This is a genomic window from Sphingomonas sp. Leaf412 (assembly GCF_001425405.1).
GTDB lineage: Bacteria > Pseudomonadota > Alphaproteobacteria > Sphingomonadales > Sphingomonadaceae > Sphingomonas.
In genome coordinates, this window is record NZ_LMQP01000001.1 from 420,611 (window position 1) to 429,494 (window position 8,884).

At 70.5% G+C, this 8,884-nt stretch carries 7 protein-coding genes; 4 read left to right on the top strand and 3 right to left on the bottom strand.

The genetic code is table 11. The features are described from left to right. The 4 genes from ASG29_RS01895 to ASG29_RS01910 form a co-directional block, all read left to right on the top strand. The coding region (locus tag ASG29_RS01895; RefSeq protein ID WP_414883973.1) for a glycosyl transferase family protein at nt 1–1,452 on the top strand (1,452 nt) is incomplete at its 5' end. Continuing rightward, nucleotides 1,445–2,449, top strand: coding sequence for a hypothetical protein (locus tag ASG29_RS01900; RefSeq protein ID WP_082515552.1), 1,005 nt, complete (start codon nt 1,445–1,447; stop codon nt 2,447–2,449). The genes ASG29_RS01895 and ASG29_RS01900, both read left to right, overlap by 8 nt. Nucleotides 2,450–2,517: 68 nt before the next feature. Beyond that, nucleotides 2,518–3,687 carry a lycopene beta-cyclase CrtY gene (crtY, locus tag ASG29_RS01905; protein ID WP_055979351.1) on the top strand — a complete coding sequence of 390 codons (1,170 nt, stop codon included), beginning with the start codon at nt 2,518–2,520 and terminating at the stop codon, nt 3,685–3,687. Further along, nucleotides 3,684–5,168, top strand: a complete 1,485-nt coding sequence (locus ASG29_RS01910) for a phytoene desaturase (protein WP_055979354.1) — start codon at nt 3,684–3,686, stop codon at nt 5,166–5,168. Before crtY ends, ASG29_RS01910 begins: the two co-directional genes overlap by 4 nt. Nucleotides 5,169–5,259: 91 nt before the next feature. On the opposite strand, the gene ASG29_RS01915 is transcribed toward ASG29_RS01910, so the two are convergent. The 3 genes from ASG29_RS01915 to lptB all read right to left on the bottom strand — a co-directional run bounded on the left by ASG29_RS01915 (nt 5,260) and on the right by lptB (nt 8,586). After that, the gene (locus ASG29_RS01915) at nt 5,260–6,126 is read right to left on the bottom strand and encodes an aldose 1-epimerase family protein (RefSeq protein ID WP_055979359.1); all 867 of its coding nucleotides are present in this window, start codon (nt 6,124–6,126) and stop codon (nt 5,260–5,262) included. A gap of 121 nt (nt 6,127–6,247) precedes the next feature. Continuing rightward, nucleotides 6,248–7,705, bottom strand: a complete 1,458-nt coding sequence (gene rpoN, locus ASG29_RS01920; RefSeq protein ID WP_055979362.1) for an RNA polymerase factor sigma-54 — start codon at nt 7,703–7,705, stop codon at nt 6,248–6,250. A 110-nt stretch (nt 7,706–7,815) separates the two neighbouring features. After that, on the bottom strand, nt 7,816–8,586 hold the full coding sequence (lptB, locus tag ASG29_RS01925; protein ID WP_055979365.1) for an LPS export ABC transporter ATP-binding protein: 771 nt from the start codon (nt 8,584–8,586) through the stop codon (nt 7,816–7,818). Nucleotides 8,587–8,884: the final 298 nt, after the last annotated feature.

An 8,884-nucleotide genomic window follows, 5' to 3' on the forward strand; every position in this document is an offset into this window, starting at 1 on the left:
CGTGCCCGGATATTCTTCCGCCCGACCGTTGCATTCGCGCCACACCCACCGCAGGATCGCGCGACCGGGGGGCGCGACGGCATGGGGGACATCACCGGACCAGGGATCGCGCTGCTGCTGCTCGACGCCGCCCTGGCGGAGATGCTGCTGTTCGCGGGCGTCCTGTTCCTGATCGGCGGGCTGGACGACCTGGCGGTCGATATCGCGTGGATGCGGTTGCGGCGCCCGCCCCTGCGGCTGGCCGACCTGCCGCCCGCGCCGCCGCGGCGGATCGCGCTGTTCGTGCCCGCGTGGGACGAGGCGCACGTCATCGGCGCGATGCTGGACGCCGCGCTGTCGCGCTACGTCCACGACGACTATCGCATCTGGGTCGGATGCTATCCCAACGATCGCGCGACGATCGACGCGGTGGCGGCGGTGGCGCAGCGCGATGCGCGGGTGCGGCTGGCGATCGGCGGGCGCGACGGGCCGACGACGAAGGCGGATTGCCTGAACACGTTGTGGCGCGCGCTGCGCCGCGCCGACGCGCGCGACGGGGCGGTCACGGATGCGATCGTGCTGCACGATGCGGAGGACGTGGTCGACCCGCATGAGGCGATCGTCTTCGCCGCGATGCTCGACCGCTTCGCGCTGGTCCAATTGCCGGTCGTGCCATTGCTGGACCGCGGCGCGACATTGGTCGCGGGAAGCTATGCCGACGAATTCGCGGAAAGCCACGGCCGCGCGATGGTGGTGCGCGACGCGCTGGGCGCCGCGATGCCGCTGGCGGGCGTCGGCTGCGCGATCAGGCGCGACGCGCTGGAACGGCTGGCGGGCGGGGACGACGCGCCGTTCGATCCGGGCAGCCTGACCGAGGATTACGAACTGGGGCTGCGCGTCGCCGCGCTGGGCCTGCCCGCCTGCTTCGTGCGGGTGCGCGGCCCCGACGGCCTGATCGCGACGCGTGCCTATTTCCCCGACCGGATCCGGGACGCTGTGGTCCAGAAGGCGCGCTGGATGATCGGCATCGCGCTGGCGGGGTGGGATCGCACCGGCTGGGGCGCCCGGCGACCCGCGGAATATTGGATGCGGCTGCGCGACCGGCGCGCGCCGCTGGCGGTGCTGGCGCTGACGTTGGCCTATGCCGCGCTGGCGGGCGGGGCGCTGTCGTGGGGACTGCACGCGCTGCTGGGAGGCGAGATGCCGGTGCCGGGCGGGGCGGTGCGATGGCTGCTGACGATCGATGCGCTGCTGCTGGGCTGGCGGCTGGCGATGCGGTGCGGCGCCACCGCGGCGATCTACGGCGCGCGCGAGGGAGCGAGGGCGGCGCCGCGCGCGGTGGTGGGCAATATCGTCGCGATGCTGGCGGCGCGGCGCGCCCTGGTCAGGTACGTCGCGATGCTGGCGGGCGGCGCGCCCAGATGGGACAAGACCGCGCATCGTTTCCCCGCGGTGCTGCCGCACGATGCGTGACCGCCGGGGGCGTCCGCTGCGCGCGCTGGCGCTCGTGCTGTGCGGGTGGGTCGGTCTTCGCGTCGCGTGGCTGTGGCCCGCCGACGTGGCGGCCCCGCGCCCGCCCGCCGCGGCGCCGGTTACGGGCACGCGCGTGGCGGTCGCGCGACCGCTGCGGCCCGTGGCCGCGCCAGGCCGGTCGTTCGCCGTCGCCTCGCGCCCGGTCGCCACGGCGATGCGGCCCGCACCGATACCGCCCGCCGCAGCCGCCCCGGCGCCACTTGCGGCGCCCGCTCCCCCGCCCGTCATCACGCCAGACGACGGCGCGGCGGCGACCGGGCATATCCTGGCCCTGGCCGGGATCGTCCGATACGGCACCGCCGACCCGCGACCACCCGGCCGATCGCGCTGGTCGGGAAGCGGCTGGGCGATCCTGCGCGATGCCGGCGGCGCGGGAGGCGTGGCCACGCCGCAACTGGGCGGCAGCCAGGCGGGACTGCGCCTCGCCTATGCGCTGGACGATGCGGGCCGGCTGGCGCTGGCGGGGCGGATCGCCGCCGCGATCGGGACGCGCCAGCAGGATGCGGCGATCGGCATCGAGTGGCGACCGACCCGGCTGCCGATCCGTCTGATCGCGGAACGACGGATCGGGATCGCGGGCGCGCGCGGCGGCACGGGCGCGGGCATCGTCGGCGGCGTGGCGGCGGCGCGGCTGCCGCTCGGCCTGACGCTGGACGGCTATGCGCAGGCGGGCGCGATCGTGCGCGACCGGATCGAGGGATATGCCGACGGCGCGATGCGCGCCGCCGGAGCGGTGACGCCCGCGCTCGACCTGGGCATCGGCGCGTGGGGCGCGGCGCAGCGGGGGGCGGCGCGGCTGGACGCGGGGCCGTCGCTGGGGCTCGCCCTGCCGGTGGCGCGACGGCGCCTGCGCGTGTCGCTCGACTGGCGGCACCGGATCGCGGGCGACGCGCGGCCCGGGTCGGGACCGGCGCTGTCGATCGGGACCGATTTCTAGCGCCGACCGACCGTCCGTCGCGGGGATGCCCCCTTCCGCCGCGCGCGCGCATCGTCTAGCCGGGGTCCATGCCCGCCACCCACACTTGCGACCTTGCGATCGTCGGCGGCGGGCTGGCGGGGTCGCTGATCGCGCTGGCGCTGGCGGAGCGGCGGCCCGACCTGCGCCTGCTGATCGTGGAGGGCGGGGAGACGCTGGGCGGCAACCATTTATGGTCCTTCTTCGGCGCCGACGTGGCGCAGGAGAACCGCTGGCTGCTCGACCGGCTCGTCTGCCACGCCTGGCCCGCCTACGACATCGCCTTCCCCACGCATGCGCGCACGATCGCGCAACCCTATTATTCGGTCACGTCGGAGCGGCTGGACGCGGTCGTGCGCGCCGCGCTGCCCGCCGACGCGATCCTGACCGGGCGGCGCGTGGCGGCGTGCAGCGCGACCGCGGTCGTCCTGAGCGACGGCGAGCGGGTGGAGGCGTCGGGCGTCGTCGACGCGCGCGGTATCGGCGACGCCTCCACGCTGGCGGCCGGGTGGCAGAAGTTCATCGGGCGCGAACTGGAAATCGAGGGCGGGCACGGCCTCGACCGCCCGATCGTGATGGACGCCACGGTGGCGCAGCACGACGGCTATCGCTTCGTCTACTGCCTGCCCCTGTCGCCGACGCGCGTGTTCGTGGAGGACACCTATTACAGCGACGGTCCCGCGCTGAACGCGGGCGCGGTGTCGCGCCGGATCGACATGTATGCCGAGGCGCGCGGGTGGACGATCGTGACCGGTGCCAACGACCTGCGCGAGGAGCGCGGCGTCCTGCCCGTCGTGTACGGCGGCGATTTCGAGGCCTATTGGCGGTCGTCCGGCGCGAAGGTCGCCAAGGCGGGCTCGCGCGCGGGCCTGTTCCACCCCACCACCGGCTATTCGCTGCCCGACGCCGTCCGGCTCGCGATCCGGATCGCGGATGCGCCCGACCTGTCGGGCGAGACGTTGCACGATCTCACCCTCCATCACGCGCGGACCGCCTGGGCGGACCGTCGCTTTTACCGGATGCTCGACGCGATGCTGTTCAAGGCCGCCGTTCCCGACCAGCGCTATCGCGTGCTGGAGCGTTTCTACCGCCTGCCCGCCGACCTGGTCGCGCGCTTCTACGCCGCGCAATCCACGCGGAAGGACAAATGGCGCATTCTGTCGGGTAAACCGCCGGTGCCCGTGCTGCGCGCGATTCGCGCCCTGCGGGGCGTCAAGTGACCGGCGCCGGTGAAAAGGCGATCGTGATCGGCGCGGGCTTCGGCGGGCTGGCGCTGGCGATCCGGTTGCAGGCCGCGGGCAAGCAGGTGACGCTGCTGGAGTCGCGCGACAAGCCGGGCGGGCGCGCCTATTACTGGGAACGCGACGGCTTCACCTTCGACGCCGGGCCCACGGTCATCACCGATCCCGCCTGCCTGGAGGAATTGTGGACCGCCGCGGGGCAGCGGATGGCGGACGACGTGCAGCTCGATCCGGTCATGCCCTTCTACCGCCTGCACTGGCCCGACGGCACGACGTTCGATTATTCGAACGACGATGCGGTGATGCACGACGAGATCGCGAAGCTGAATCCCGCGGACAATGCGGGCTATGCCAAGTTCCTCGAATATTCGGCCGGCGTGTTCCACGAGGGCTATGAAAAGCTGGGCCATGTCGCCTTCCTCGATTTCGGCAGCATGATAAAGGCGGCGCCCGCGCTGGCGAAGTATCAGGCGTGGCGGTCGGTCTATTCGATGGTGTCCAGCTTCGTGAAGAGCGAGAAGCTGCGCGAGGCATTGTCGTTCCATACGTTGCTGGTGGGCGGCAACCCGATGACGACCAGCGCGATCTACGCCCTGATCCACAAGCTGGAGCGCGACGGCGGCGTGTGGTTCGCGCGCGGGGGCACCAACCGGCTGGTCGCCGGGATGGTCGCGCTGTTCGAGCGGATCGGCGGGACGCTGCGTCTGGGCGACGCCGTCACGCGGATCGAGACGCTGGGCGACCGCGTCACCGCGGTGGAGACGGCGAGTGGATGGCGTGGCGAAACGGACATGGTCGCGGCGAACGCGGACATCATGCACGTCTACAAGGAATTGCTGTCCGATTCGCGCAGCGCGAAGCGGACCGCGACGAAGCTGGAGCGCAAGCGCTATTCCCCGTCGCTGTTCGTCGTGCATTTCGGGATCAAGGGCACGTGGCCGGGAATCCCGCACCACATGATCCTGTTCGGCCCGCGCTATAAGGGCCTGCTGGACGACATCTACGAACACGGCGTGCTGAGCGAGGATTTCTCGCTCTACCTGCACCATCCGACCGTCACCGATCCAAGCCTCGCGCCCGAGGGCTGCTCGACCTTCTACGCGCTCGCCCCGGTGCCGCACATGGGCAAATTCCCGGGCGATTGGGAGACGGTGAAGCCGATCCTGGAAAAGCGCATCCTGGACGAGATCGGGCGGCGGCTGATCCCCGACATCCACGACCGGATCGTGACGAAGTTCAGCTACGCGCCGACCGATTTCGCGCACGACCTGAACGCGCATCTGGGCAGCGCCTTCAGCCTCGAACCGATCCTGACGCAGAGCGCGTGGTTCCGCGTCCACAACCGCGACGATGCGATCCCGAACCTGTATTTCGTCGGCGCGGGCACGCATCCGGGCGCGGGCATCCCGGGCGTGGTGGGAAGCGCGAAGGCGACGGCGAAGCTGATGCTGGAGGGGTGATGACGTGACGTGTTCCTGCGCAGGCAGGAACCCAGAACCACAGGCGACACCGTGCGTTACCCTGGGTTCCTGCGTCCGCAGGAACACTCCTTCACCCTAGCGTCACGCTCATTTCGATCCGCTTCACGCCTCCCGGCGGGACCTCGAACACCCCCGGCTTCTCGCGGAACTCGCCGGTGTAGCCATGCGGGTCGGCGATGCCGTGCCATGGCTCGACACAGACGAAATGCGCGCCCGGCTCGGTCCAGATGCCCAGCATCGGCGTGTCGGGGAAGGCGATCTCCAGCTGCGGCCCCGCCTCCGCGCCGTAGCGGACGGATTGCGAGCGGATGGGTGCCCAGATCAAGGCGTCGTCGGCGAACAGGTCGTCCGCCAGCCGCAGTACCCGCCCGTCGAGCGGCGAGGCGCGGGGCGTGTCCAGGATCGTCCCGTCGCCGGCCAGCGCCCGCAGGTCGGGCGATTCGTCGGCGGCGAACGTCACGCGATGCGCCGCCCGCGGTTCGCCGTACGGCAGCGGCCAGGCGAACGCCGGGTGGAAGCCGAAACTGGCGGGGAGCGCGCGCGTGACGTCGGGATTATGGACCTCCGCCACGATCGACAGCGTCGCATCCGTCACGCGGAACGTCAGCGTCAGGCGGAAGGCGAAGGGATAGGCGGCGCGCGTCGCCGCATCGTCCATTAGCGTGAAGACCGCGTGATCCTCGCTCGCCTGCGTCACCGCGAAGTCGCGGCGGCGGGCGAAGCCGTGCTGCTTCATGGGATAGTCGCGGCCTTCGACGCGGATCGTCTCGCCCGACGGCTTGCCGACGACGGGAAACAGGATCGGCGCATGGCCGCCCCACCAGCGCGGATCGGCGTCGGTCATCAACGCGCGGCCGGTTGCGTCGGTCAGCGACGTCAGCTCCGCGCCGTGCGGGTCGATCGTGGCGGTGAGCGCGGCGGAGCGGATCGTTATCATGCGGCCCTATTAGAAGAGGATGGCCCGTCTCCAAATCGTCATTGCGAGCGTAGCGAAGCAATCCAGGGTTCCGCGCGCCACACTGGATTGCTTCGCTGCGCTCGCAATGACGGCGCCGGCCCTATCCCCCCGCCAGCGCGCGCGCGCGGCGGCGCTGGACCGAGCTGCCCAGCCCGATCGCCTCGCGATATTTGGCCACCGTGCGCCGCGCGATGCCGAAGCCCTTCGCGTTCAGCAGCTCCACCAACGTATCGTCGGACAGGATGCTCGCGCCCTCGTTCGCGATCAGCGCGCGGATCGCGCTCTTCACCGCCTCCGCCGATACCGCATCGCCCCCGTCGGCGGACTGGATCGCGGAGGTGAAGAAATATTTCAGCTCGAACAGCCCGCGCGCGCAGCTGAGGTATTTGTTGCTCGTGACGCGGCTGACGGTGGATTCGTGCATCTCGATCGCGTCGGCGACCTTGGACAGCGTCAGCGGACGCAGGTGCGCGACGCCGTGGAGGAAGAACGCCTCCTGCTGCTTCACGATCTCGGTCGCGACGCGGATGATCGTGCGCTGCCGCTGGTCCAGCGCCTTGACCAGCCAGTTGGCGCTGGCCAGCCGATCGGTCAGCCACGCCTTCGACGCCTTGTCCTGCGGGCCGTGACTGAGTTCGTTGTAATAGCGGCGGTTGACCAGCACGCGGGGCAGGGTCGCCCCGTTGATCTCGATCGCCCAGCCCTTTCCGGACTTCGTCACGTACAGGTCGGGGACGACCGCGATGCTGGCCTCCCCGCCGTAGCGGCAGCCGGGCTTGGGATCGTAATCGCGCAATTCGCGGATCATGTCCGCCATGTCCTCGTCGTCGACGTCGCACAGCCGCTTCAGCCGCGCGAGGTCGCCGCGCGCGACGAGGTCGAGGTTGTCGATCAGCCGCGCCATGCACGGATCGTAGCGGTCCGCCTCCTTCGCCTGCAACGCCAGGCATTCGGCCAGGTCGCGCGCGCCGACGCCGGTCGGCTCGAACGTGTGGATCACCGCCAGCACCGCCTCCACGCGCGCCAGCGGCACGCCGAGCCGCATCGACACGTCCAGCAGGTCGGCGCGAAGGTATCCGGCCTCGTCGATCTGGTCGATCAGGTGCTGCGCGATGAACAAATCGGCGTCGGCCAGTTGCGCGCCCGCCTGCGCCAGCAGCAGGTCGGCCAGGCTGTCGTGCGTGTCGGCAAAACCGTCGAAATCGATCGCCTCGCCCGAGGCGGACGACGCGGGACCGGCGAAATCGGACGGGCCGTCGTCGAAGCGTTCGGTGGCGATGTCGACGTCGAGCGATTCGCCCGCGGCCTCGCCCGCAACGACCAGCTCGTCCGCCCCCGCGGGTTCGTCGCGCGCCGCCTCCACCGCGTCGGGCGCGGCGATCGGCGCGTCGTCGGCGGGGCTGGACGATTCGAGCAGCGGATTCTTCTCGACCTCCTCCGCGATGACCGCCTCGATCTCGAGGTTGGACAGCGCCAGCAGCTTGATCGCCTGCTGGAGCTGCGGGGTCATCACCAGCGACTGCGACTGCCGCAGGTCGAGGCGCGGGGCGAGGCTCACTTCCCGTCACCCCGGCGCACGCTGGGGTCTCCATCCGCAAGCGTGCGCCGTTGGCCTGAGATCCCGGCTTTCGCCGGGATGACGGTCGTGAAAGCGGAAGCTTTCACGGCCTAGAGCGCGAAATTCTCGCCGAGGTACAGGCGGCGGACGTCGTCGTTCGCGACCAGTTCCTGCGGGCTGCCGGTGAACAGCACCTTGCCGTCGTAGATGATGTACGCGCGGTCGACGATTTCCAGCGTCTCGCGCACGTTGTGGTCGGTGATGAGGACGCCGATGCCGCGGTCCTTCAGCTGGCAGACCAGGTCGCGGATGTCCGCGATCGAAATGGGATCGATGCCCGCGAACGGTTCGTCCAGCAGCATGATCGACGGATCCGCCGCCAGCGCGCGCGCGATCTCGGCGCGGCGCCGCTCGCCCCCCGACAATGCCATCGCGGGCGCATCGCGCAGCCGGGTCAGCCCGAATTCGTCGAGCAGTTTCTCCAGCTTTGCGGCGCGCGCCGTCTTGTCCGGCTCGGACAGTTCCAGCACGGTCAGGATGTTCTTCTCGATCGTCAGGCCGCGGAAGATCGACGTTTCCTGCGGCAGGTACCCCAGCCCCAGGATCGCGCGGCGGTACATCGGCAGGCCGGTGATGTCGTCGCCGTCCAGCATGATGCGGCCCGCGTCGGGCTTCACCAATCCCATGACGGAATAGAAGCACGTCGTCTTGCCCGCGCCGTTGGGGCCGAGCAGGCCGATCACCTCGCCGCGCCCGACCGATACCGACACGTCGGTCAGGACAATGCGCTTGTCGTAGGATTTGGCGATCGACACGACCTGAAGCCCGTCCGACGACGGCGCCTCGTGGATCGCCTCCCCCTGTTCCAGAATGTCCTGCATGTCGCGGTCGCCTTCGCAAGATACGGTTACCGGCGCGTTAAGGCCGGGCGGTTGGCAGGATTCATGCATGACGGGGGCGCAGGAGGGAAGCCCCGGTGCGACGGGGCGGCAATGAAAAACGCCTCAAACCAGCCGTTGCGTGCCAATCGCGCTGACCTCACCCTTCCGGCGCTTCGGGGCACCCATGAAAGTAATACTTTCATGGGACCCCTTCGCGCCTCCCTCCCTCTCCCAGCGGGAGAGGAGTGTCGGGTCGTCCATGCCCCCGGCATGGACTGAACAGCGCGGGGCGCTGTTC